Origin of the sequence: Nocardia jinanensis (assembly GCF_014645735.1) — a bacterium.
Lineage (GTDB): Bacteria > Actinomycetota > Actinomycetes > Mycobacteriales > Mycobacteriaceae > Nocardia > Nocardia jinanensis.
Genome location: NZ_BMMH01000002.1, coordinates 643,405 through 667,081, shown reverse-complemented (window position 1 = coordinate 667,081; position 23,677 = coordinate 643,405). Strand labels below are relative to the sequence as shown.

General features: G+C 68.0%; 26 protein-coding genes and 1 pseudogene. 11 read left to right on the top strand and 16 right to left on the bottom strand.

Translation table 11 applies throughout. The features are described from left to right. Positions 1-15 precede the first annotated feature (15 nt). Positions 16-588 carry a peptide deformylase gene (locus tag IEY68_RS07580; RefSeq protein WP_062996679.1) on the top strand — a complete coding sequence of 191 codons (573 nt, stop codon included), beginning with the start codon at positions 16-18 and terminating at the stop codon, positions 586-588. A gap of 119 nt (positions 589-707) precedes the next feature. Here IEY68_RS07580 and IEY68_RS07575 read toward each other — a convergent pair whose 3' ends face one another. After that, positions 708-1,949: an oxygenase MpaB family protein gene (locus IEY68_RS07575; RefSeq protein ID WP_062996681.1), complete on the bottom strand. Its 1,242-nt coding sequence runs from the start codon at positions 1,947-1,949 to the stop codon at positions 708-710. Between the two features lie 641 nt (positions 1,950-2,590). Here IEY68_RS07575 and IEY68_RS07570 point away from each other — a divergent pair. Further along, a complete protein-coding gene (locus IEY68_RS07570) occupies positions 2,591-3,289 on the top strand; it encodes a class I SAM-dependent methyltransferase (RefSeq protein WP_062996829.1) in 699 nt (232 codons plus the stop codon). A 99-nt stretch (positions 3,290-3,388) separates the two neighbouring features. On the opposite strand, the gene abmR is transcribed toward IEY68_RS07570, so the two are convergent. Further along, a complete protein-coding gene (gene abmR, locus IEY68_RS07565; RefSeq protein WP_062996683.1) occupies positions 3,389-4,012 on the bottom strand; it encodes an ATP-binding transcription factor AbmR in 624 nt (207 codons plus the stop codon). 50 nt (positions 4,013-4,062) lie between these two features. Then, positions 4,063-4,431, bottom strand: coding sequence for an SDR family NAD(P)-dependent oxidoreductase (locus IEY68_RS07560; RefSeq protein WP_062996685.1), 369 nt, complete (start codon positions 4,429-4,431; stop codon positions 4,063-4,065). Positions 4,432-4,581: 150 nt separating this feature from the next. On the opposite strand from IEY68_RS07560, the gene IEY68_RS07555 reads away from it, so the two are divergent. Next, a complete protein-coding gene (locus tag IEY68_RS07555) occupies positions 4,582-5,676 on the top strand; it encodes a DUF4185 domain-containing protein (RefSeq protein WP_062996687.1) in 1,095 nt (364 codons plus the stop codon). 102 nt (positions 5,677-5,778) lie between these two features. On the opposite strand, the gene IEY68_RS07550 is transcribed toward IEY68_RS07555, so the two are convergent. Further along, entirely contained in the window at positions 5,779-7,494 is a 1,716-nt protein-coding gene (locus IEY68_RS07550; protein WP_062996689.1) for an aldehyde dehydrogenase family protein, read from the bottom strand. Positions 7,495-7,661: 167 nt separating this feature from the next. On the opposite strand from IEY68_RS07550, the gene IEY68_RS07545 reads away from it, so the two are divergent. Both IEY68_RS07545 and IEY68_RS07540 read left to right on the top strand, forming a co-directional pair. Continuing rightward, complete coding sequence (locus IEY68_RS07545; protein ID WP_062996691.1) at positions 7,662-8,849, top strand: PucR family transcriptional regulator; 1,188 nt, start codon at positions 7,662-7,664, stop codon at positions 8,847-8,849. Positions 8,850-9,203: 354 nt separating this feature from the next. Continuing rightward, positions 9,204-9,992, top strand: coding sequence for a crotonase/enoyl-CoA hydratase family protein (locus IEY68_RS07540; protein WP_062996695.1), 789 nt, complete (start codon positions 9,204-9,206; stop codon positions 9,990-9,992). An 82-nt stretch (positions 9,993-10,074) separates the two neighbouring features. Here IEY68_RS07540 and IEY68_RS36015 read toward each other — a convergent pair. Continuing rightward, positions 10,075-10,179: pseudogene (locus IEY68_RS36015) on the bottom strand (AraC family transcriptional regulator); the annotation flags it as partial. Between IEY68_RS36015 and IEY68_RS07535 the strand changes: the two are divergent. Both IEY68_RS07535 and IEY68_RS07530 read left to right on the top strand, forming a co-directional pair. Further along, on the top strand, positions 10,151-10,327 hold the full coding sequence (locus IEY68_RS07535; RefSeq protein ID WP_189094107.1) for a TetR family transcriptional regulator: 177 nt from the start codon (positions 10,151-10,153) through the stop codon (positions 10,325-10,327). The pseudogene IEY68_RS36015 and the gene IEY68_RS07535 overlap by 29 nt on opposite strands. Positions 10,328-10,336: 9 nt before the next feature. After that, the gene (locus IEY68_RS07530; RefSeq protein ID WP_189094106.1) at positions 10,337-10,618 is read left to right on the top strand and encodes a hypothetical protein; all 282 of its coding nucleotides are present in this window, start codon (positions 10,337-10,339) and stop codon (positions 10,616-10,618) included. An 85-nt stretch (positions 10,619-10,703) separates the two neighbouring features. On the opposite strand, the gene IEY68_RS07525 is transcribed toward IEY68_RS07530, so the two are convergent. Together IEY68_RS07525 and IEY68_RS07520 are read right to left on the bottom strand one after the other, a co-directional pair. Further along, positions 10,704-10,919, bottom strand: a complete 216-nt coding sequence (locus IEY68_RS07525) for a hypothetical protein (protein ID WP_189094105.1) — start codon at positions 10,917-10,919, stop codon at positions 10,704-10,706. A 4-nt stretch (positions 10,920-10,923) separates the two neighbouring features. Next, complete coding sequence (locus tag IEY68_RS07520; RefSeq protein WP_062996697.1) at positions 10,924-11,106, bottom strand: cytochrome c oxidase subunit 3 family protein; 183 nt, start codon at positions 11,104-11,106, stop codon at positions 10,924-10,926. On the opposite strand from IEY68_RS07520, the gene IEY68_RS07515 reads away from it, so the two are divergent. Continuing rightward, positions 11,107-11,391 carry a hypothetical protein gene (locus tag IEY68_RS07515; protein WP_062996699.1) on the top strand — a complete coding sequence of 95 codons (285 nt, stop codon included), beginning with the start codon at positions 11,107-11,109 and terminating at the stop codon, positions 11,389-11,391. It abuts the gene before it with no gap. Positions 11,392-11,464: 73 nt separating this feature from the next. Here IEY68_RS07515 and IEY68_RS07510 read toward each other — a convergent pair whose 3' ends face one another. Continuing rightward, positions 11,465-12,802, bottom strand: a complete 1,338-nt coding sequence (locus IEY68_RS07510) for a lipase family protein (RefSeq protein ID WP_062996701.1) — start codon at positions 12,800-12,802, stop codon at positions 11,465-11,467. 464 nt (positions 12,803-13,266) lie between these two features. On the opposite strand from IEY68_RS07510, the gene IEY68_RS07505 reads away from it, so the two are divergent. Beyond that, the gene (locus IEY68_RS07505; RefSeq protein WP_189094104.1) at positions 13,267-14,166 is read left to right on the top strand and encodes a hypothetical protein; all 900 of its coding nucleotides are present in this window, start codon (positions 13,267-13,269) and stop codon (positions 14,164-14,166) included. 102 nt (positions 14,167-14,268) lie between these two features. On the opposite strand, the gene IEY68_RS07500 is transcribed toward IEY68_RS07505, so the two are convergent. From IEY68_RS07500 to IEY68_RS07485, 4 genes are all read right to left on the bottom strand, one after another. Further along, positions 14,269-14,727 carry an SgcJ/EcaC family oxidoreductase gene (locus tag IEY68_RS07500; RefSeq protein WP_062996705.1) on the bottom strand — a complete coding sequence of 153 codons (459 nt, stop codon included), beginning with the start codon at positions 14,725-14,727 and terminating at the stop codon, positions 14,269-14,271. Positions 14,728-14,843: 116 nt separating this feature from the next. Then, positions 14,844-15,839 carry a fused (3R)-hydroxyacyl-ACP dehydratase subunits HadA/HadB gene (locus IEY68_RS07495; RefSeq protein ID WP_229718652.1) on the bottom strand — a complete coding sequence of 332 codons (996 nt, stop codon included), beginning with the start codon at positions 15,837-15,839 and terminating at the stop codon, positions 14,844-14,846. Positions 15,840-16,033: 194 nt separating this feature from the next. Then, complete coding sequence (locus IEY68_RS07490; RefSeq protein ID WP_062996707.1) at positions 16,034-17,107, bottom strand: alpha/beta hydrolase; 1,074 nt, start codon at positions 17,105-17,107, stop codon at positions 16,034-16,036. A gap of 738 nt (positions 17,108-17,845) precedes the next feature. Further along, positions 17,846-18,178, bottom strand: a complete 333-nt coding sequence (locus tag IEY68_RS07485; RefSeq protein WP_062996833.1) for a histone-like nucleoid-structuring protein Lsr2 — start codon at positions 18,176-18,178, stop codon at positions 17,846-17,848. A gap of 130 nt (positions 18,179-18,308) precedes the next feature. Between IEY68_RS07485 and IEY68_RS07480 the strand changes: the two genes are divergently transcribed. Further along, positions 18,309-19,283: an MsnO8 family LLM class oxidoreductase gene (locus IEY68_RS07480; protein ID WP_189094103.1), complete on the top strand. Its 975-nt coding sequence runs from the start codon at positions 18,309-18,311 to the stop codon at positions 19,281-19,283. Positions 19,284-19,311: 28 nt separating this feature from the next. Here IEY68_RS07480 and IEY68_RS07475 read toward each other — a convergent pair whose 3' ends face one another. From IEY68_RS07475 to IEY68_RS07465, 3 genes are all read right to left on the bottom strand, one after another. Then, on the bottom strand, positions 19,312-19,518 hold the full coding sequence (locus IEY68_RS07475) for a hypothetical protein (RefSeq protein ID WP_062996709.1): 207 nt from the start codon (positions 19,516-19,518) through the stop codon (positions 19,312-19,314). A 107-nt stretch (positions 19,519-19,625) separates the two neighbouring features. Next, positions 19,626-20,516 (bottom strand): alpha/beta fold hydrolase, encoded by an 891-nt coding sequence (locus tag IEY68_RS07470; RefSeq protein WP_229718651.1) that lies wholly within the window; start codon positions 20,514-20,516, stop codon positions 19,626-19,628. Between the two features lie 196 nt (positions 20,517-20,712). Further along, positions 20,713-21,603 carry an alpha/beta fold hydrolase gene (locus IEY68_RS07465; RefSeq protein ID WP_062996713.1) on the bottom strand — a complete coding sequence of 297 codons (891 nt, stop codon included), beginning with the start codon at positions 21,601-21,603 and terminating at the stop codon, positions 20,713-20,715. A gap of 157 nt (positions 21,604-21,760) precedes the next feature. Here IEY68_RS07465 and IEY68_RS07460 point away from each other — a divergent pair, with 157 nt between their 5' ends. Then, on the top strand, positions 21,761-22,672 hold the full coding sequence (locus tag IEY68_RS07460; protein ID WP_062996716.1) for an LLM class F420-dependent oxidoreductase: 912 nt from the start codon (positions 21,761-21,763) through the stop codon (positions 22,670-22,672). Positions 22,673-22,698: 26 nt separating this feature from the next. On the opposite strand, the gene IEY68_RS07455 is transcribed toward IEY68_RS07460, so the two are convergent. Continuing rightward, a complete protein-coding gene (locus IEY68_RS07455) occupies positions 22,699-23,604 on the bottom strand; it encodes a universal stress protein (protein WP_062996718.1) in 906 nt (301 codons plus the stop codon). Positions 23,605-23,677 lie beyond the last annotated feature (73 nt).

Genomic DNA, 23,677 nt, shown 5'->3' with positions numbered 1-23,677 from the left:
GAGTAGTCTGCCCGCATGACAGTGCGACCGATACTCATCGCCGGCGACCCGCGGCTCACCACCACCGCGGTTCCGGTCAGTGTTTTCGACGACGACCTCGCCACTCTCGTCGGTGATCTCTTCGATACGAATACAGCTGCGCCCGGCGCCGGTCTCGCGGCGAACCAGATCGGGGACCCGCGTGCGGTATTCGTCTACGATCTCGTCGACGCCGGAACCCGATATCGCGGCCATATCGTGAATCCGGTGTTGCGTACCTCCGAACTCCCGGAGACGATGCCCGACCCCGACGATGATCTCGAAGGGTGCCTCTCCGTTCCGGGCGAATGGTTTCCGACCGCGCGTGGGTACCGGGCCGAGGTGACGGGCGTGGACATGACCGGACGGCCGGTCACGGTCGAAGCAGCCGGGTACCTGGCCCGCTGCCTGCAACACGAGACCGATCATCTCGCGGGAATGCTCTATCTGGACCGGCTGATCGGCCGGAACCGGCGCGCGGCCCGGAAGATGATCAAGGAGCGGTGCTGGACCGTACCGGGAAACAGCTGGCTCCCGGTAGCGGAGCAGGGTCCCGCCGCCGCTCAGTAGGGAGTGGCCGCCCACCCGGGCGGCTGTGACTGCGACTTTGTCGGGTATGGGCGCGGTTGTCGCACACACCCGCTCGCCCGCACGGAATCGGTCCGTGCGGGCTCGGCCGGGCCGCCGGGTCAGCGTGGTGGGCGGCTCATATCCCGGTTCATCGTCGGGAGCTCGATACTGATGGGCATCCGGAGTTCGGCCAGATACCACAGGGCGAACTGGCGCAGGAACTCGTCGAAGAGCCAGTACGCTTCCTGGGTCGGCGGGGCGATGGTGAGTACGCCTTCGCGGACCGCGATGAACGGACCCCAGCTGAACCGCAGCAGCGGATCCCAGACCGGCTCACGAGCGATGGCCAGCCCGTCGGCGATATTGTCGCCCAGCAGGAATCGCGTGAAGGCGCCGAGGATCCCTTTGCTCAGAATCGCCAGGTCGAGGTTCGTCCCCAGGCGCAGCAGGCGGTCGGCCAGTTTCGCGCCCTCGGGAGTGGGCGCGATGATCGGATCCAGCACCTGAGCGGCCTGAGAATCGGCCTGGTCCCAAGAATTCGGGATGTATTCGTCGCGGACGCCGAGCATATGCGCGGCGACCTGCCAGGAATGCAGGAACGCATCCGATTCGGGTGCGGGAATCGGCACCTTCCATGCCGTGAGGTGACGCATCACGGTGGTGGGCAGGCTGTGCCAGGTGACCATGATGTCGTTATGGCTGATCGGGATATCCTCGTCGGCCGAGTGCACCCAATGCGGTGACTGGGGCAGCAGATGCCGTACCGCGGCATGCACAAGCCTCGTCTTGACGCAGGTGACGACCATCTGCCCGTCCGGGCCGTAGGCGTTGCCGCTGCCGATGTCGTAGCCGAGTTTCGCGGTCTTGGAGATGCGGTCCTTGAGATCGTGTCCGCCCTTGGAGTAGTAGACCGCTCGCGCCTCCTTGGGGATGACCGTGCTCATCATGCCGCTGGCCAGGCCGTACAGCACACCGAGGTAGAGGCCGCGTTTCTTGTTGAAATCGACGGCCGTGGCCAGTTTGCCCGGATCGGTCCACTGGGGCAGCTGCCGAGCGTATTCCATGAAGTCCCGCAGGTCGGGAGGTAGCCCGGCCGGTAACGGCTGACTGTTGCGGGTCCAGGTCCGCAGCAGGCCGTTGATCGCGGGAACCTCGCCGCGGTCGAGCAGTGAGGCGACCAGTTCGTCGGCCTCGGGATCCCATACGCCCAGCGGATCGATGCCGGCCCCGCTGCCCGCGACGGACCCCTGCGGCGACCATGTCCACGGTTGCGCTCTGGCCGGGGTCGCTATGGCGAGTGCGCCGAACGCACCCAGTACGCCACCCGCCTTCAACGCATCGCGCCTGTTGAATCGGTCCATGTCGCCACTCCTCGTCGAGTTGGAACATCGCGGCGGACCATTAGGTGCCACCCGCGTCGATATGGAAAGAATGCTCAGTAACTTAGCAGTTGTGGAGGTGTCTCGTCCGCGGATTGCGCGAATTTGCCGGAGCGAGTTCGTCTACCGTCATTGCAGGCCGCATTCGCATGAAAGTGATGTTCTGCCTGCGAATATTCTCGGAGAGGCGACCTGCTGGCGTGTGCCTGCCCGCGCTGCGCCGGCAGTCGTGACGAGAGGCGATGCCATGGAAATCAGGCAGAATTGTCGATAACTGCAGGTACCTGACTCAGACGGATCGAGGCGAAGGTCTTATCCGGGGCCCTCGGTGATGATCGCGATAGTGTCGGCTGAAGCCCGCGGGGTGGATGGAAACGCCGAATACCACGCGCTAGTGTCCGCACCGGTGCCGCGCGAGGTTTCGGAACACCGGCCCAGTCAGTGGCTTCGGGCGAGGGGCGGGCTCGGGGGCAGTCGGCCGCATTGCTGGGCCGTGGGCGCCTGAGCAGCCCGGAGTGGCGTACCGCGTCACCGCTGAGCGGTCGGCCGGCCCGGCTCGAATGAAACCGGACCTGCTGCCCGGTTACATGTACATGCGCCGGGCCGCCTGCTACTCGTGGAGTATGACCACACCGGGTGATTTCGAATTCGAATCCGTCTATCGCGGCGACGGCCCGTTCGGGCCGGATGTGGCGCCGCCGTGGAGTATCGGGGAACCGCAGCCGGAACTCGCGGCGCTGATCGAGCAGGGCAGGTTCAAGGGGGAGGTGCTCGACGCGGGATGTGGCGAGGGCGCCATCTCGCTGTATCTCGCCGAGCGCGGTTTCACCACTGTGGGACTAGACCTCGCGCCGACCGCGATCGAGTCCGCCCGGGCCGAGGCTCGTCGGCGCGGTCTGGACAACGCGACTTTCGAGGTCACCGATATCACCGCGTTCACCGGCTACGACGGTCGTTTCGGCACCGTGGTCGACAGCACGCTGTTCCATTCGATTCCGGTGGCGTCGCGGGAGAGTTATCTGACCTCGATCGCGCGGGCGGCCGCACCGGGTGCGGCGTATTTCGCGCTGGTCTTCGACCGGGCCGGTTTTCCCGAGTTGCCCGAACATGGACCTGCCCCGGTGACCGCCGACGAACTGCGCGAAGCGGTGTCGAAGTACTGGGTGATCGACGAGATCGCCCCGGCGCGGATCCATGCGAATCTGCCGGACGGCCTCGACTCCCCGGCCGGTGATCCGCTGATGCGGTTCGAGGGCCTGCGCGATGAGCCGAACGGCCGCAAATCGGTTCCCGCCTGGCTGCTGTCGGCGCATCTGGGCTGATCGTCCGGCGGCCGGACGGTCCGGTAGTGCCGTGTCCGGCACCACCGGACCCGGGTGCTGTACCCGGGGCCCGCGAAGGCTTGGGGCAGCCGGGCGTCGTCAGAGTCCTCGGGGGCCCTCGGAACGCAGGTCTTCGACCTTGCTCATGGCCGCCCGTAATTCCTCGAGCCAGGCTTCCGCGTGCTGACCCGCCAGTCTCACCGTCCAGGCCAGTGCGTCGGCCCGGGAGCGCGCCACACCCGCGTCGACGAGAGTGTCGAGTACCTTGCGCTCCGGCTGGCGTAACCGGGTCATCACCGGCACCGCCAGGTGAGTGAACAGGACCTGCTCACCGTCGACCGACACCCCCCAGGCGACACTGCGGCCGTAGCGCTGCTGGGCCTCATCGGCGATCTGCATACGGGCAGCGCGGGTGGTCTCCCGGAAACGCGCCACCGCGCCCTGTTTCGTCGCGTTCGGGATCCCGCGGGGGCTCTGGTCCTCGTTCTCCGCGGACTCGGTGGCCGCGGACTTCTCGTCCTCGGCGGAGTCCGTTCGGGGAAGGGGTAGTTCTCCGATCACCACGATCTCGTCCCGGTCGATCTCGATGGCGGGACTGCCGGTGAACCAGTCGCCGGGCAGGCGCCCGGTGAACCAGTCCGCCGCGTCCGCCGCGTCCGGAAGATCGGCCTGCTGCCAGCCGCCGGGCCGGCCGAATCCGCGTCCTCGATGTCCATGTCTCATGGTGCACCTTCCCAGCTCCAACGATTACTTGATTACAAGATTACGCCGTTTCAGCTGCCGGTGGTTCCGCTCACAGCGAACCGCACGTCGGTGAGCTTCTCGGAGGCCGTCCAGAGGCTTTCCTGCCGGTGGCGGTCGTATGAGCGGGTGCTCGACTTCACCCGGCCCGGGTAGCCGCGGATCTCGAAGAGTCCGGCGGGTCCGTAGTAGTCGCCACCGGTGGCCCGCGGGTCGGTGGCGGCACGCAGGGTGGGTAACGCGCCCATGGCGGGTGTGCGGCCGAAGAGACGGACTATGGCGAGGCGGAATGCCGCCGGGGAGTAGCGGAAGACCTCCGTGCTCGCGCCGCCGGGGTGGGCGGCCAGGGCTGTCGCCGGGGTATCGGCGAGGCGCCGGTCGAGTTCGTAGGTGAACAGCAAGTTCGCCAGTTCCTGGCCCGTCGAGCGCTTACGCCGGAGCCCGCGCCGCGGGCAGGCTGACCTGAACGCGTGCACAGTCGATAGGTTTTCGCTCTGGACCTCGGTGAGAACGTGTGTCCGGGCGACGGGTGTCGGGGTACCCTCGCGCTGATGCCGATTGCCGACAAGCTGCCCCAGCAAGGCACTCTTCTGTGCGACGTTCCCGGCGATTCGGCGAGCGCGCTCGGTCTCGGATCGAGCGATCTGTGCATCCCGTATCGCCGGGTGCGCGAAGGCGGCTGGGGCTATCTCTGGGGTGACTCGTGGTGCGGGCCGGATCAGAGCGGCGATTACCTCGGCTCACCGCTGATCCTGACCCAGGACGAGTTCGACGAGTCCGGTTCTCGCGCGGTCGAGTTCACCGGTACGGTCTCCGGCGACCGGGCGCGCCAGGTGTTCGACTACCGGCACAACGCGGACAACGGCGCAGGTGTCACCGAGGTCTCGCGTATCCCGAACGACGCCATCGAGATCGGTGGCCGCACCTTCGTGCAGTACACCGCGGTGCACACCTGGGCCGGCCCGGACTCCGACACCGACGGTTCGGCCTTCTCCGGTATCGCCTGGTCCGACGACCACGGCGCCACCTGGCGCGATTTCGACCATCGCTGGGCCGGGCAGGCCCTCGGTATCGACGGAAACCCGTACGGTATGTGGACATTCGCCGGTATCGACCCGGACGGTTATCTCTACGTGTTCGCCAAGCGTTGGAACGGTAGCCACCGCTACCGCCGGGATCACGGCTTCGTCCAGCTCTTCCGCTATGACCCCGCCGATTTCTTCCACGGGAATTTCGCCGCGCAGCAGAACTGGGCCCATATCGACGGCCGATGGGGTTGGCATGCCACATATCGGTATCCACCGACGCCGATCTTCGGTCGCGGTAACGCGCTCGGCGAGTTCTCGGTCGCGCGTATCGGGTCGACCTATGTGATGTCGTATTTCGACTGCGTCGATCTGAGTATCAAAACCCGCACGGCCGACCGGCCCGATGCGGTGTGGTCGGATGAGCGAATCCACGTGGTACACGACGATACGAGGCCGTCGGCGCATCTGGGCAAGCCGCGAATGCCCACGCTCTACGGGGGCTATATTCATCCGGGTTCGGCCTCGCCGTCGAACCTGACAGTGATGATCAGTCGCTGGAACGGTACCGAAGGGTCTCACCCGTACACCGCCACGCAGTGGACGGGACTCTCCGCGTGAATTCGGCGACCCGGGGCGGCGGGTCGGCAGTGCTGGTGGTCCTGTCGCCGAGTCGGGTGCCCCGTTCGTTCGCGCGTGACTCGGGCGTCGCAGTCGCCGGCCTCAGCCGCGGAGGGCGGAGGCGAAGATGGCGGGCAGGCGCGACCAACGCGGACCGGCGGCGAAATCGGTGAGCAGCTGTCCTGTTCGCGCGGCGGTCCGGTTGGATACGAACCACGGTGGTTTGGGGGTGAGGGCCCATTCGCCGTGCAGTATCGACCGCGGTGCGGGGCGGAACGGGCCCCGGACGACGGTGCGCTCGATCCGGTCGATCAACCAGGCGTTGTGTACGACGCCGATACCGCTCTGCACATCGTCGAGCGTATGCCCGGGGAAAGCGCCCCAGCTCGCGGTGGGGGTCAGGTAGCCGACCGCCGTCCACGCGTTGACCGCGACGGTGCCGTAGCGCAGCCGCTCGATCATCGTGTCGAACTCTTCGCCGAGTGCGGCCAGGGTGTCCGGGTGCGCGACGATGTTCACGCCGAGGGTGCCGGTGAACTTCTCGTTGGCCGTGTCCACCGCGGTGCGGGCGAAAGCGGATCCGCTCCCCGGGAGTTCCACGACGCCGAGTACGGGTGCGAAGTATTCCGAGGAGAGCAGCGCTTCGTCCGCGTCCGGGTCCAGCCCGGTCACCAGCAGTCGTTCGCCCCGCCGACCGAGCTGCCGAGCGTCGGGGTAGCTCTCGCGCGCTCCGGCCACACGGTTGTCGCTGCCCGGATAGTAGGCGTGACGGGCCGGCGCCCGGTCGACGGCCGCGGTGAGCGCGGCCAGGAAGGCATCCTTCTGCGGCCAGTCCGCGGCGACGATCACCGCCTGTGCGGCCACACAGTTGTAGCCGCCGTTGTGCAGCCGCTGGGTCGCGATGTGCTCGGCCTGGAATTCCAGGTCGGCGGTGCTCCATTCGCCGGGGAGGATGATGGTCGGGGACACCCCGCCCAGTTCGCTGGTGATGGGTTTGTCCAGTAGCGGGGTCGCGGCCTGCTTCCGCTCGGCCGCCTGCGGGCCCGTGCCCCAGACGATGGCGTCGTGCGTTACGGCGCTGCCGGTCATATGGACGTGCGCGACCCGTTCGTGCGTCACCAGGCGTCCGCCGACCTCGGCGCCGCCGGTGAGCACCCGGACCACCCCGAGATCGATGAGCGGCGCGAAGATCTTCTCCAGTACCGGAAGCAGCGGATCGGTGACCGGGTTCAGCTTCAGCGCTACCACCCGGTTGTGCGCGATGAGTTCGTAGATGGTGTCCAGCGGGGCGATCGAGGTGATATTGCCGGCGCCCAGCACCGCGCCGATCCCCTGGGTGCGGGCGGGATCGAGCTGAGCGAGTCCCGCACCGGCCGTCGCGGCGTCCGCGTCGACGCCGGGCTGCAACCACACCTCGGCACGGAAACCACTGAGCAGAAGCTCGTCGTAGAGCCCGGCGGGCAGTGCGCGCACGGTCACCCGGCCCCCGGCGGTGCCGAATTTCGCGTTCGCGAGCGGGCTGACCCCTCGCTCCAGCGATTCGAGGGTCCGTGACACCGCGGTGAGGCTCGTGGCGAAGACGTAGGGCCCGGAGAGCCACTCCTCGCCCACCAGCGGGGACACGGGGTCGAGACCCTTGATCCGCACGGCGGCCTCGACCCACTCCCGGGCGTGCTGCCCGGTGAGCGTGCGCATCCGGTCGAGCAGGGCACGCCGCCCGGCCAGCGGCAGCCGTGACCATTTCTGCTCGCCCTCGGCGAGTTCGGCAAGGGCGTTGTCGATAACCGTTTCGGCCGCGACGGCCTGTTCTGGCTGCACGTGGGCACACTCCGTAGCTGAGATCCGGTGATCCGGGTACTGATGAGTGTGACTGTGCTCATGCTCGAAGAAAATGTGTCGATGTTGCGTCATTCGGGTCTCGCGTTTGTGCACGGGCACAAAACCGCCGTGGCGTAGGTCACGGTGACCCGACTAGACTGCCCGATATGAGCACGTCCGCGCCGTCCGTGGCGCCTCTGGCCGCCGCGCTCGCCGACTCCGTCGAAGCGATGACCGACATCCTGGTCGACCGGATCGTCGCAGCCGATCCTTCCTACGGGGAGCCGGGCCTGTTGACCGCGGATCAGCTGTACCGGACCTGCCTGGAGAACCTCACGGCGGTGATCGGGGCCCTCGGCGGGGCCCAGCCGCTGCGTTTACAGCCTGCCCGCGACGCCGGACGTCTCAAGGCCGAACAGGGGATACCGGTAGCGAGTCTGCTGCACGCCTACCGGCTGGGCGGTCGGCTCATCTGGGAGGAACTGACGAGATGGTCGGCCGGCCCGGGCGATGCCCGGCTGCACGATCTGGCGACCAGGTTGTGGGAACTGGTCGATCTGTACTCGGATGCGGCTGTCGAGGCCTACCGGGAAACCGAAGTGCTGCTCGCGCATTCCGACGCCCAGTTCCAGAGCCGGTTGATCCGGACCCTGTTCGACGACCATTCCGGTAATCCGGCACGTGTCCTCGATGTCCTGCGTGCCCTCGGACTGCCGGAACGCGGCGCGTTCGCGGTGGTCGCCATCGATACCGAACCCACCGCGCCGCTCCCGGGGAAACTCACCGCGGCGCTACAGGACATCGGAATCCGGTCGGTCTGGGATGCCCAGATCGACGCCTATATCGGGCTGCTGTCGGCCGCCTCCCCGGTAGCGATCGAGCGTGCCCCGGCGACCATCTCCGCGTTCGTCACCGACCGGGTCGGTCTCAGCGCCGGGTTCTCGACCCCGCACCTGATCACCGCGGCGCTGACCGAGGCGCGTCTCGCGTCCCGGTCGGCCCGGCCCGGGTCGGCTGTCACGGTCCGTTTCGGCGAGGAACCCGTCGCTCATCTCCTCGTCGCTGTCCCCGAGACGGGTCGGCGGGTCGCCGCACAGATCCTCGGTCCGCTTCTCGACCTCCCGGCCGGCGAGCGCGACGACCTGATCGGTGCGCTCGAATCCTGGTATCGGTGCGGCGGATCGGCAGCGGCGGTCGCCGAGGCCACTCACTGCCATCGCAATACGGTGCGCTATCGGCTGCGTAAAATCCGGGACCTCACCGGCCGCGACACCACCGATCCCCGTCAGTCGGCCGAACTGTACCTCGCCTTGGAAGCGTTCGGCCTGCTCGGCTCCGATTCACCGGAACACTAGTCCCTGGCTCGAACCGGAGCGGTAACGGGCCGTGGTTGTGCCGTAACGGGATTGCGGCGCCCTTCCTGGTCCCGACCGGCCGAGTATCGGCGCCGGTGCGGCCGAGCCGGTTGCGAATACACGCCCGCTGCAACCGGCACGGCGATATCGAAAGGGTGTGGACGGTAACCGATGTCGATCCCGGCGGTAGCCAGGACGGCGGCGGCGATGCGCCCGACGGCATGCGCGATACCCAGTCGGGGCAAGACCTCGAGTGGAACTGATACCTTGCCGCCCGCCGGATCGGTGTGGTTCGGCCCGGGAACATGCCGGAGGCCATAGGCTCGGCCGGTGACCGCGAACGAAGGGGCAGCCATGACCAGCGCACCGGTACGAATCGAACGGGAGGGACCGGTGTTCACCGTCGTCCTGTCCCGGCCGCAGGCCCGGAACGCGGTCGACGGCCCCACCGGCACCGCCCTGTTCGACGCCTTCACCGCCTTCGAGAACGACGAATCGGCGGCGGTGGCCGTGTTGTGGGGTGAGGGCGGGAACTTCTGTGCCGGTGCCGATCTCAAAGCGGTCGGGACCGACCGCGCCAATCCGCTGTCGGCGAAGGGGCGCGGGCCCATGGGGCCTACCCGTATGCAGTTGAGCAAACCGGTTGTCGCCGCGGTCGCCGGGCACGCTGTCGCCGGTGGGCTGGAGCTGGCGATCTGGTGCGATCTCCGGGTGGCCGGGGACGATGCGGTGTTCGGCGTCTTCTGCCGTCGCTGGGGTGTGCCGCTCATCGACGGCGGAACGGTGCGGCTGCCGCGGCTGATCGGTACCGGCCGGGCAATGGACATGGTGCTCACCGGGCGGCCTGTGGAGGCGGCCGAAGCCCTCGCCATGGGACTCGTCGATCGTGTCGTACCGGTGGGTGAGGAGCGGCGGGCCGCCGAACGGCTCGCCGCCGAGATCGCAGGCTTCCCACAGACCTGTCAGCGGCATGATCGGCTCTCGCTGCTACAGCAGGAAGGTGTGAGTGAACAAGAAGCGCTCGCCAACGAATGGGAACACGGCGTGATCTCCCTGGCCGAGGCGGCCGCGGGCATCGATCGATTCACTGCCGGAGCCGGACGCGGCGGCTCGTTCACCGATCTCGGTGGTTCCCCCACGTAGCCATCGGTACCGGGCGTCGCCGGTGGTATCACCCAGGTGGCAGATCCGGTGTGTGATCGGAAACGTCGGTAGTCCTGGACCGGTCGCGGCGCACCATGTGCAGGCACAGATCCAGGCCCGCGGTGATACCCGCCGAGGTCAGGATCGTTCCGTCATCGATGAACAGAACCGACGGGTCCACTGTGACCAAGGCGGCGATCTACTACCAGTTCAAGACCAAGGATCAGATCGTGATCGCCGTGACCACCGGCGAATTGGCGATACTCGAGGACGCGTTGTTCGCCGCGGAGGCGGAACCGGATCGCACGCGGGCCCGGCGGGTACTGCTGACATAGGTCATCGATATGGCGGTCCAGCGCCGCAAATGGGTCAGCACGCTGACCAGCGATCCGGTGATCGTGCGTCTGCTGGGGGCGCACGAGCCGTTCCGGGTGTTCATGAGCCGGCTCTACGCGGTCCTGCTCGACGAACGCGACGACGACAACCTGGCGCGGGTGTCGGCCGCGGTGCTGTCGGCGGCCATCGCCGGAGCGGTGGTCAACCCGCTGGTCACCGACCTCGACGACGATACGCTGCGGAGCACTCTGATCCAGCTCACCGAGCGGATGCTCGACCTGCCGGTTTGATTCCGCGCGGCGAGCCTCATCAGAGAGAGATTCCGAGCACCGCGCCCCAGACCGCCAGTAGCCAGGCATCGGTCGACAAGCGCAATCAGCGCGGACCGGTGCCCACTTGCATGAAGTACCGCAGGACCAGACGGGTCTTCAGCGCGCCGAGCGCGATCGCCGCGCCGGTCACCAGGGTGCTGGGGGAGACCGGTGCCGCCGAATGGCCGGGGGCCGGCCACCACGACAGGAGGGCCGTCGCGGCGAGTGCGAGCCACACAACCGTGGTGATGTGGGCGGAGTCGAGACGGAGAACGGTCACGGTGTCACCTCAGTACGTACAGCAGGGCGAAGAGGACGATCCAGAGCAGATCGACCATATGCCAGGAGATGGCGCCCGATTCGATCATCGCGATACGGCGGCGGCCGGAAGGGCGCAGTTCACGGATCACCAAGCCCAGGATGAGCAGACCGAGCCCGGCGTGGAACAGGTGGACTCCGGTGAGCATGTGACAGAAGCCGAAGAACTGGTTGTGTGCGAGAGTGTGGCCCCCGGTCGGCGAGAGATGTGGAAGCGGGTCGCCGTCGTGGCGCTGGCTCTCGGGCTGGTCGCGACCACCGTGGCCGCGAGTATCCGGTCGGCGTTCCGGGACGAGGTGGTGGTCATGCTCTTCGTCGACGCCGAGATCAGCAACATCACCACGCCGGCGCCCCGGATCGACCGCAATCGCATCCTCATGACGATGAACGATGTCGGCGGACGCTGGCTCGCGAGTCGTGTCGAGCTGCTGTGAGGTAGCCCGGAGGTCGCCGCGGAGCCTCCGGGCCGGTCTACGGTAGGCCGATAAGCGTGCCCATGTATCGATTTCAGTTCATGGTGCAGCCCGATACCGGCTTGCCGGCCAGGCGATCCAGCAGATAGGTGATCGCATTGTCGGGACCGAAACCGTCGATCATCTCCGGCCCGAAATGTCCCGGGATGGTGGTTCCGGGCAGCAGCGGCGGCAGTTCGTTGGTCCGGAAGGTGACCGTGGCCCCCTTGGCGCACCACTCGTCGGCGAGCTGCCGGGCCTGGTTGTAAGGGACCGTGTCGTCGTTGCGGCCGCTGGTGATCAGTACCGGCGAGGCGGGCGTGAGGGTGCCCACCCGGAGGTCGGCGAGGGCGGGGCCGGCCTCCGGGATCGCCTGCAGATGGGTGCTGAGCGGGCGCCCGTCGTTGGTCAGCGAACTGGTCTTCAGGAACGGATAGTGGGTGATGACATCGCCGATGCAGGCGTCGCTCAGGCCCGCCAGGGTGTCGCGACCGTGCTGGTTGGTCACCCGGTCGACCGCTTTCTCCAGTTCGGGGTAGCGCGCGAGCAGCCCGTTGATCGCGAAACCGATCGCGCCGCCGATCAGCGCCCCGTCGATCCGCTCGAGAATGGCGGCCAGATCCGCCACCGGCCCACCGGCCCAGGCGCCCTTCAGATTCAGTTCCGGCGCGTAGTCGGGCTGCATCTCCGCCGCCGCCGCGACCGCCCCGCCGCCCTGGGAATAGCCCCAGAACACGAGCGGGGTATCCGGACCGGTGCCCGCCAGGTTGTTGGCCGCCCGCGCTCCGTCGAGTACGGCATACGCCTCCTCGATCCGGTTCGCGTAGGTATGGATGCCGGGGGTGCCCAGTCCGACGTAGTCGGTCACCAGGACGCGTGCGCCGAGACGGCTCCACACCGCCGACGACGGCAGTTCCTGGTTCGCCGACAGCGACGGCGAGGGATCGGTGGTGATGGTGATCCCCGTCGAGAAGGCCTTCGACATGGCGCATCGGTCGCCCTGGCCCGAGGTTCCGGGACCGATCACCACCGTGGGGCGCGGACCGGCGCCCAACCACGGGCCCGCGGCGTCGATATAGGTACCGGTGACCGCGACCGGAGACCCGTCCTGCAGCCGGGTCGTGTACATGATGTGATCGGCCTTACCGGGCCACCCCTGGTCCGAAGGGAGAGTGGCCAGCAGGGACATCGGCTGGGTCCGGATCACCGTGCCCGGTCCGGCCGGAATCCGCTCGGGCGGAATGTAGAAGTTGTCCGGGGCGGCCGCGGCCTCCGGTCGATCGGTCGTTACCGCCGCCACCGCGGTGAAACAGGCCACCGCCATCGCTGCCGCGGTGATCCGGCCCGCCCATCCGCGTGCCCCCGGCCGGAAACGCCGTCGTTGTCCGAACATCGATAACTCTCCATGCTGTCCGCCCCGGAACCCTTCTCCGAGTGCTGGGTCACATCCACGGCTCGCTGTGGTCTGCGCCATCGCTGTGACTTACTGGACAGTAACATGTCGGTGACGGTGCGGATACGGCTCGGTGGCCCGGCGTCCCCGCCGCGTCACCGTCGTATTCATCGCTCCGGAAACAAGCTGCCGCGCAAGATATTCGGTTGTTCGTGGGCAGTGATCGGTTCGGTCGATACAGCCGTGCGCGAACCGGTGGTGTCCGCCCGGCTGCGCGTCGCAGGATGCGATCCATCGGCCGTCCGGCCTTCGGCGGCGTGCCTTTTCGCGACACCGGAAGCCCGCGTAACTTCATCGGCGGCGGCGGCGCAATTCCCGGTCGATCCTCGAATTCGCACCCATCCGAATCGATGCGTGGATTCGAATGTGAAATGACAACATCTCTTTCAGGTGAAAGGTGATAGATGGGCACCGGCAAGCACAGAGCAGTCAGCCCGCGTCGAACCAAGATGGGGTCCATGGTGGTGGCGGGCGCCGTTCCCGTCGTTCTCACCCTCGTGGGAACCGGCAACGCGAACGCCGAACCGGACCGCTACACCCCGGTGGACCGCACCGAGCGCACCGCACCGGTCACGGACGAGACGGTTCCGGTCGCGCCCGCCGCCGGCGAATCCGCGCAGGGCGACGGTCCCCCGCAGTGGCCTGCCGCCGAAGCGCCGAATATCCGCCCGTACCGGGGCATTCGAATCCCCGACGACGTTCTCTCCTCGCTGCAGTGGGCGCGGACGGCCCCGAAGAAGGAATACCTGGCTCCGGTGGAGGCGTTGCACGCGCCGGCTCCGGTCGAGCCGGTTCCCCCGATCGCCCCACCGCCCGGGGCCCTGCGCTTCGGTGACGTGCAGGTGGAGTCACCGGAATGGCTTCCCCGCGAACAAGCCATCCAGATCAACGACGGCTCCGCGACGGCCGAGGCGAATTTCGCGACCTTCCTCGATTCGGTCGGTATGGAGCGCACCCGTTCCGATCGCGTCGCCGGGCAGACGCTGGGCGCCGCGGCGCTCGGTGCTGCGGCGGGTGCCGCCGTCGCGAGCCCGTTCGCTGTTATCGGGGCCGGTGTGGGCGGTGCGATGGGGCTGGCGATCGGTATGCCGTTCGCGCCGATCGGGCTCGCCGCGGCACCTCTGGGCGCCGCCTACGGCTTCGCGCTGATGGCCGCGCCGCTCGCCGGAATCGGTGCGGGGATCGGCGCGGGGATCGGCGCGGCGGCCGCACTGAGCGCACCTCCCCGGGCTGTGGGATCCACCCCGGAGGCGTTCGCTCCCGCCCCGGAAACGGCCGGCGCGGGGGAGCCGGCCGGCCGCTGATCGGGTGCGTTCCCGATTTCGGCTGCTGTGTCCGGCCGGGTCCGGGAGCGCGAACTCACCCGGGGCCGGTTCCCGGTAGCGGCGCCCCCGATCGAATGTGCTTCACGATTGTCCTCCGGTCGCAGGGACCGGCGTATTCTGCCGGGCCGCCACCCACCAGCGTCCGTTCTCCAGCACCAGGACGTACAAGGCGACCATCGCCGGGTCCCGGTCGAGGAGTTCGCCGTCGGCGGTCGTGGCCCGTGCCGTTTTGTGGGCGATCGCGATATCGGGACGAAGGAAGACGATATCGGTCACTTCGTAGGTGACGTACTCGTTCTTCAGGAACCCGGCCAGTCCCCGGCGCGCGGACTCCAGCAGTGTGTCGCGTCCGGTGACGACAGCGCCGACAGCGTTACCGGCAGCTGCGTTCGCGACGAACCCGCTGACCATCAGTTCGGCGTCGTTGGTGTTGTATCCGGTTTCGACATCCGCGATCAGCTGCTCGATCGCGGCGATATCGGCCGTGTGGTCGGTGCCGGAATCGCTGACGGTGGGTGCCTCGTTGGTTGGTGTGCTCACGCCGCCATCCTTGAACCTGAAGGTAACTCGAGGTCAAGTGGTCCGTTTCCCGGGGAGTTGTCCGGTGCCGGTCGAGACGCGGGAGAAGCGACCGCTGTCTGCGTGAAAGGAACCGGTCAGCGGAGCTGGACCACCGCGGTAGCGCGGCCGAATATGCGGCGACCTCCGTGCCGCGCGGTGAGCGCGACGGTCGCCGTCCGTGTGACCGGGTCCACGGCCTTGACCCTGCCGGAGAACTCGATATCGGCGCCCTCCCCGGTGACGTGAACCGGGCTGGTGAGCCGCACCGCGTATTCGCGGACCGCGCCCGGGTCGCCGAGCCACGAGGTGACGAATCCGGCGCCGATACCTATTGTGAGCATGCCGTGCGCGACCGGGGATTTCAGTTCGGCCAGGCCCGCGACCTCACCGCTCCAATGGATCGGGTTGGGGTCGCCGGATACTCCGGCGTAGTTCACGAGATCACCCGCGGTCAGCCGCACGTTCCGAGGCGGGAGTTCGTCGCCGACGGATACGGAGTCGAAGGTGCGGGTGTGGCGGCTCACAGGTGTGGGCGAGGTCGTATCGACGACGAGCTCCTCCCACAGATCGCGGTCCGCCGGTGGCTGCGGTGGCGGGACGTCCCGCTCGCTGCCCGGGCGGAATCCGTGCATGAGAACGCCGGCACCGATCTCGGTGAGATTCGATTCGACGCCGGTCCGGCCCACGATGCTGGTGTGTGAGACGAGTACCGGTTCGTCGTCGCGGTCGGTGACGAGTATCCGGAAACCCATCAGGTCGCCGCCGAACGCCCGGCGGAACGATTCCAGGCGCACCTCGAAGAACAGCGCATCGCCGTGCCGGACCGGACGGTAGTAGCGGATCACCTGATCGGTCTGCATGATCTGGCTCAGGTCGTAACCGGTCATGACGGAGGCGAACATCTCCGATTGGGCGAGGAAGCCGGGCACCGAGAAGAAGGTCAGCGGTGCGATGAGACCCCCGTATCCGTAGTCCGCGCCGGAATCTTCGGACCAGTGGACCGGATGGTGATCCTGGACGGCGCGGGCGAATTCACGGATCTTCTCCCGCCCGACGACATAGTGGTCGCGGGTACGGTACCGAAACCCCACCGGGAGTCCCGGGCCCTCCGTGGAGATGGATTCTCGGATTTCAGAAACGGCCGTATCTTCAGAACTCACGACGCCTCACTTTACCGATCTACGCGGTTTCTGCCCGGCGAGGAGTCGCGAAGACCCGGCGCATCGGCGGACGAATTCCCTGGCCGGTGCGGCGAATTCGGTGATCGGGCTGCACGTGGCCACTCTCATCCGATGTTCGCGGAGAGATCGGGGAGCATTCGCACTGCTTGATCGGCCCAGTTGTTCCACGCGTGGATACCGTAGGCGGGGAAGTCGTAGTGCACGTTCTGCGCGCCCAGGGTCGCCATCCTGATCTGAAAGGCGCGAGTGTTCACCAGCGCCAGGGCCTCGAGGCCCATTCCGTTGACGGTGCCGATGCTCGCACCGTCGGTGGCGGCGGGCAGGCCGCTCGCCGCGGACACCCAGAGCCTGGTGTTGTTCGCTATCAGCCGGGGCGCGGCGACGAATGGATCGATCCGCAGCCACTTCGGGTCCCAGGGGGCGGCCATCGCGTCCACGTTGTAGCCACCGGCATCGACCATGGCCACCCGGATCGCCTCGCGCATCCCGGGTGCCGAGATGTTCAGGTAACCCGAGTACGAGCCGGCGAAACTGAACTGGTCGGGGTGATCACCCGCCAGCGTCAAGGCGGCGCTGCCGCCCATCGACAGCCCGAAGACGCCGTTGCGCCGGGTGGCGAAACCCAGCCGGTCCCGCAGCGCGCCGGGCAGTTCGCGAGTGAGGAAGGTCTCCCACTTGTAGGTGTAGGACTTGCCGGGTCCCGCGGAGAGGGCCTGCAGCCCGCCCGAACCCGACGACGAGCCGGACGACGAACCGGCGGCCGAACCTGATCCGGGCGGTACGCCGAGGAAGGAACTCGGGGCGTTCCAGTCGGTATAGAAACTCGACTGCCCACCGACCGGCATCACCACATTGATGTTCCATTCGGTGAATTTCCGGGCGATATCGGTATCGATCTCCCAGCCGCTGAGGTCTTCGCGTGCCCGCATCCCATCCAGGGCATAGACCACGCGGGAAGTGTTGCCGTCGGCGGCGCGGAATATGCGGGATTTGATCGGACCCATACTCGAATCGACCCAGAAATCCGCTCCGGCGGGATCGAAGGCGGCGCGCGCGGGAGCGGTGCTGCCGACGATCAGGGAGACCGCCTGGATCAGTACCGCGAGCGCGGCCGTTACCAGCCAGAGGGCGCGGCGGTGCACGGCGTCCACCGGCGCCGGAGACAATCGGGTTCGCATCGCGGAGCAGGGCCTTTCGTCCGGGTGAGCACGGGGTCTGGGTGCCCGGCCTTCAGCGGCCACGCGGTTCCCGACCGGTGCCGAACAGCTCGCGACCCCCGCCGCGGTCTCGGCATACCGATCGGTTTGTCGTAGACAGAGCCGGATTTGTTACCTATCTGTGATCTGATTCGCCTCGGTGCGGTTCCGGGTATCACCGGTCCCGGGCGGGCCCGGCCGCGGTCACCCCGGTGGTGGCGCCGAATCGAAAGCCCGCGGGCCGACGTGACCGGGGAAACCGGCGTCCGGTCGGCACCGGCGACGGCTGTCGCCGGTGCCGCGGCGCGGTGGTGCGGGTCCGATCTTGTTTCTTCCTGTCGGCGCCATCAGTAAGGGGGCGTTTCTGGGCGTCCGGGGTCCGGTGGGAGCGAGTGCGGGTGCGATGAGTCCGTCGTGGGCGGTCGCATCGCACCCGGATCCACACCCGCGGTATGCGGCAGTTCCCGGGCCGACGCCGCACCGGTGGCCGCGCACCCGCGCGGGTGCCGAGCGGGGACCTCGGCCGGCCCACCGAGTCGCTCGGGCTCGTACCCGCGGATCGTGGTCAGTACTCTGTTCGCGATTCGGCATGCACAGTGCACCGGCCGTCCCGGCCGACGATACTCGCCACCGTATCCGCGGACCGATGGTGCCTGTTCTGCGAACTGCTGCGCAGGGAACCGAATGGCGGCGAGAAGAATTCGTCCGGGTGCCGGAATATTACGGGTGAGCCTTCTGATACGCCTCGGCGATCTCCGCCGAGATCCGGCCCCGATTGGACACTTCCAGGCCGTTCTTGCGCGCCCATTCGCGGATCGTCTGCGTCCGGGCATTGTTGTTCGCGGCCTGCGGGCGCTGTTTGCCCTTTACCCGGCCGCCGACCCGACGCGCATGCTCGGTCCAGAATCCGATTGTGCTGCGCAGCTTTTCGGCATTGCCGGCCGAGAGGTCCATCTCGTAGGTGACACCGTCCAGTGCGAGCGTAACGGTCTCCTCGGCGATGGAAGTTCCGTCGTAGTCGTCGACCAGCTCGACGATGACCTTGCGCGCCATACAGTCCTCCGAACGGTGGGCAAACTATCGGGACAATGGTAGCCATAGGTGCCCGCACACTCGGAATCCGGCGTCGGAGTCCGTCGCGCGGATCCCGGAAGACTCAGGACATCCACGGTGTTCTACGAGCGTGGAACTGTCATTGCTGGATCGGTCGCGGACCCGGGTCGGCGAACCCGAAGCAGCTGCGTTGCGGCACACCGTCGAACGCGCGATGGCGGCCGAGCGATCCAGGTACCGGCGCTTCTGGGTGGCCGAACATCACGCGGTGCCCGGGATCGCGTCCGGCTCGCCGCCGGTTCTGCTGGCGGCACTGGGAGCGCGGACATCGACGATCCGGATCGGCTCGGGCGGTGTGATGCTGCCCCATCATCAGCCGCTGGTGGTGGCCGAGCAATTCCTCATGTTGGAGGCCTTGTTCCCGGGACGCGTCGATCTGGGGCTCGGCCGCTCGCCGGCCTTCACGGCTCCGGTACGCCGCGCCATGCGCCAGGAGGAAGACCCGCCCGACCGGTTCGCCGACGATCTGACCGAATTACGCGACTACCTCGACGGGACCGGTGCGGTCACCGCGCACCCGGTGAGTGACCGGACAGTGCCCATGTTCGTCCTCGCCACCGGGCAGGGGCTCGCGGTTGCCGCTCGGCTGGGACTGCCGGCGGTACTCGGCGGACCGCTGCTGGAGAGCCCGGACCTCGCGGCGGCGCTCGCCGGCTACCGCCGGGATTTCCGGCCGAGTCCGCGCGCACAGCGACCCGTTGTGACGATCGCGCTGGATATCACCGTCGCCGACACCGACGAACAGGCCCGTGCACTCGTCCTTCCCGAGGCTTGGGCGATGGCGCGCTCCCGGGTGACCGGTGAATTCCCGCCGCTGGAACCGGTAGCCGCGATTGTGGACCGGCCGTGGACCGATCAGACGCGCCGCCGCGTCGAGGCCACCGTGCGCCACGCGGTCGCGGGTACGCCACGGACCGTGCGCCGCAGGGTCGAAGAACTCACCGAGAGAACGGGCGCCGGAGAACTGCTGGTGACCACCTCTACCTACGATCGGGCCGCACTGGCCGCCTCCGATACCGCGCTGGCGCGGATCATCGGCGGCTGAGCGCCCTGGTCGGGAGTGCCGTATCCGGTCACTGCGGCGGAGGTGAGTCGCCGGCAGCGTCCGGTACCGAGCGCAGGATCCGGGTTATCCCGGCGATGATGACCTCGGGTTCGCTGAACATGATGTAGTGGCCGGATTCGCGCGCCTCGACGACGCCACCCCGGTCGAGAGGTTCGGCGGTGTGCCGATGGGCGCGGTTGATCGCCGGGCGCTGCTCGTCTGCGTCCGTAGCCATCCCGCTGCTCGGTCTGCTCGCTGTTGTGCTGCGAGCGAGACCAGAGCACCGGAGATCGGTTCGGAGGTCCTCGTCGGCCGTGCGAGGACGCGGCGGGAACTGCCCGGTCAGGGATGGGTGAGGCGACGGATCTCCGCGGCCACCAGTTCGGGTTCGGTGATCGGGACATAGTGACCGGACCCGGGCGCGAGCACATGGCGACCGGCGGGCGATACCGCGGCGCGATGGGCGTGAGCGGCGTTCGCGGCGGCACGGATCCGGGCGTTCATACCGTCCCCGGTGCGACCGCCCGAGATCACAGTGGTCGGTATCGCGCCGAGATCGGGCGGATCATCACGCCAGGTGGCGAGTTCGTCGAGGAAGGTGCGGGCCTGGATCGACTGGGTGCGCACGACCCCGGGGGCGAACGCCTCCCGCTCCATATCTCGCCGGACGTCGGCGGGGACCGCGTTCAACATCGGACGGAACATCCGTCTCAGCAGTCCCAGTCGAGCGAGGGTGCCGTGTGCCGCGAGAGTGACCCGCTCCGCCCGGCGGAAGACCGGGCCGAACAACAGATCCGCCGCCTCGTCGGTGGGATCCACGAGGACGAGACCGGTGATCCGATCCGGGCGGCGGGATGCGGCGAGGCGGGCGATGACCCCACCCGCGCTGTGCCCGACGAGGACGAACGGCCCCGGTCCGAAATGGTCGAGTACCTCGAGCAGATCCCCGGCCACCCGGTCCAGCCTGCGACCCGCCGGATCGGCCGGGCTTCTGCCCAGTCCGGCCCGGTCGTAGACCACCGCTCGCGCGAACCGGCCGACCGCGGGCTGTACGAGGCCCCAAGAGGAGCGCGTTGCCGCGGCGCCCGCTTCGAAGACGACGGTGGGAGCGGTCGTACCCGGCGGGCCCGGCAGGACCATGGCGTGCAGCGACCGGCCCTCGCGCGTGATGATCTGCTCCGGCACACCCTGGGTGTGCTGATCGGGTTCGGAAACGAATTCCGTCTCAACCAATTCGGGGCACCTCATCTATTCCTCACCGCAGGACATGCGAACCGTAGCGGTGGACAGCGGAGTCGGGAGAGCGCCGGCGCGGCGCTGTGACGACGCTATCACTGGCGCGGCGCCACCTGGGTACGTTCCCCGGCGGCACCGCGCAGTCGTTCGCCCGGTATTCGGTTGTCGCGCAGGCTGTCCGGAAGCCGGACGCTCAACCCACCCGGGTCGTATGGAATTCGCGAAACGCGCGCAGCGTGTCGGCGGGGGCCTCGAGCTGCGGATAGTGACCCACTTCGGGCAGTTCGATCACATCGGGTTCGGCGATCAACTGGCGATAGCGGTGCACCATCCGCGCGCCCGATACCGGATCGCGCAGCCCATCGATCAACCGGACCGGAACCTGCGGGCGGGTCAGTGCACCGACCCAGCGCTGCCGGTGGGTGCGCCGCTCGGCCATATAACCCATGAGTTTGTGACCGTTGCGTTTCCCGTGCTTACTGCACCACAGCATCCAGAACTGGTGCATCTGCTCCTCGTCGGGCCGGGAATCCGCGGCGAACACCGAGCTCAGGCTGTGCGCGAAGGTCTTCTCGCTGCCGAACCGGCCGACCAGCGGCCCCAGCGGACTCGCCAGCAGCCGCTGGATCGGACGTGGCCGGTGGGCCTCCGGGAACAGCCCGCCGTTGAGCAGGCAGACCGATTCGATCATCAGAGACCGGTCGCCGGCGGCTCGGCGTTCGGCATCCCGGGCCAGCAGCTCCTGGGCCACCGTATCGCCGTAGTCGTGGGCCAGGATGTGGAAGTTCTCCACCCCCTGCTCCCGCAGGAGTTGTTCGGTCAGATCGGCTTGATCGACGATGGTGTAGTCGTAATGCTGCGGTTTGGCCGACCAGCCGAAACCGATCAGATCCGGGGCCAGCACCCGCTCGAACTGCTCGCAGAGCTCCGGCCACAGGGCGTGCCAGTCCCAGGACGCGGTGGGGAAACCGTGTAGGCACAGTAGGGTCCCCGATGTTCCGGTACCGCCCGCGCGCCAGAAGATCTGGTGTCCACGATGGGTGAAACGCGCTCCGCTCGACCGCCAGCTCGCAAACTCGTCCATGGTCCCAGCATGCCCCGCCGTGGAGTCCGGGTCGAGGATGTCGCGGGCGCGTCGGCGCGACGTCGCAACTGCCGGAATTCTTCCGGCCCAGGGGTAGGCTCGACGCCCGGACGAACCGGAGAAGGTTCCACCCGACCACTGCACGAGGAGGCGCACGGTGCGTATCGGCATACTGCTCGGTGAACGGCCCGGAACCGACGCGTTGCGCCTGCTCGCCGACGATCTCCGCCGGACCGCGGACGAGGGATTCACCTCGGCCTGGCTCTCGCATATCTTCGGTGTCGACGCGCTCACCGCGCTCGCGGTCGCGGGCAGTCGGGTCCCCGGTATCGAACTCGGCACCGCGGTGGTGCCGACCTACCCGCGGCATCCCGGTGCGCTGGCCCAGCAGGCGCGCACCACCGCGCTCGCGGTGGGCCCGGACCGCCTCACTCTCGGTATCGGGCTTTCCCACCAAGTGGTCATCGAGAATATGTACGGGTACGGATTCGAACGCCCCGCCCGCCATATGCGCGAGTACCTCATGGTGCTGGATCCGCTGCTGGAACGGCGGCCGGTATCGTTCACCGGTGAAACCCTGAGCGGGAACTTGGAACTCGGTATCCCGGACGAGGGCCGCATCCCGGTCCTGCTGGCCGCTCTCGGGACGCAGATGCTACGTCTGGCGGGGCGCCGCGCCGACGGCACCGTGCTCTGGATGACCGGACCGGCGACCATTCGTGACCATATCGCGCCGACCATCGGCGCGGCGGCCGCGGAGGCGGGACGACCGCCGGCGCGCATCGTATGCTCGCTGCCCGTTCTGGTGACCGATGATGTCGAGGGCGCCCGGACCCGGGCGGCCGAGACCTTCGCGACCTACGGCATGCTGCCGTCGTATCGGGCCATGATGGATCGGGAAGGAGCCGCTGGACCCGCGGATCTGGCCATCATCGGATCCGAGGACGAGGTCGCGGCCCGTATTCGCGATGTCTTCGATGCCGGAGCCACCGAATTCGTCGCCTCGGTCTTCGCCGGCGGCGCCGAGGCGCGCCGCACCCGAGAACTGCTGGCCGGGCTGATCGGCTGAGCCGGCGCCCGCACCCCGGCGTCGCCTCAGCTCGGCCGGGTGATCATGACCGGGCACGCGGAATGCTGGACGAGCGACTGACTGGTCGACCCGAGCAGCAACCCGCGGAACCCGCCGCGTCCCCGGCTGCCGACCACGACGAGCTGCGCGCGTTCGGACCATTCGCGTAGATGCTGCGCCGGTGTCGACGGATACACCTCGCGCTGCACGGTGACCTCGGGATAGCGCTGCTGCCAGCCGGCCAGTCGCTCGGCCAGCACCGCCTGTTCGGCGGTCTGCAGATCCTCGGCCGGGATCTCGATCAACCCGGTGCTCGCGAACTCGGTGAAGGTCAGATCGCTCCAGGTGTGCACCGCGACCAGATCCGTTTCGCGCTCGGCGGCTTCGGCGAAGGCCGCGGCCACCGCGGTATCGCTGACCGGGCTGCCGTCCACTCCGACGACTACAGGCCCACTGGTGATGTCCTCACCGTTTTCCCGGACGGCGACGATGGTGCCCCGGCCGTGTGACGCGACCGCCAGAATGGTCGATCCCAGATGTGCGATCGCGCCGCCGCGCCGCGATCCGAGCACCACCATATGGGCCGATTTAGACAGTTCGATCAGCATTTTCGCGGGGCTCTGCTCCGAGAGCAGGGTATCGACCGCGACATGCGGCGCGGCCTCGTGGGCGACCTGAGTTCCGGTCACGAGTGCTTGCTCACCGTGGGTCTTCAAGGTCTGCACGGCCTCGTCGACCATCGGCTGATAAGCGACCAGCCAGGATTTGGCGGGCGTCGCGTTCATTCCGTACGCGATGACCAGCCGCCGGCCCCGCCGGGCGGCCACCGTGGCTCCCCAGCGGATCGCCGAATGCGCGGCGGGCGAACCGTCGGCACCCACTACGACGGCAGCGGATACGAGCCGATGCGGATCGTCTTCGTGTTCGGTCATAGGCCGAGTATCCCTCCGGCAAACGGTCGCGGCGATTCCCTCCAGGCGTGTCCCGATATGGAATATCGCGGAA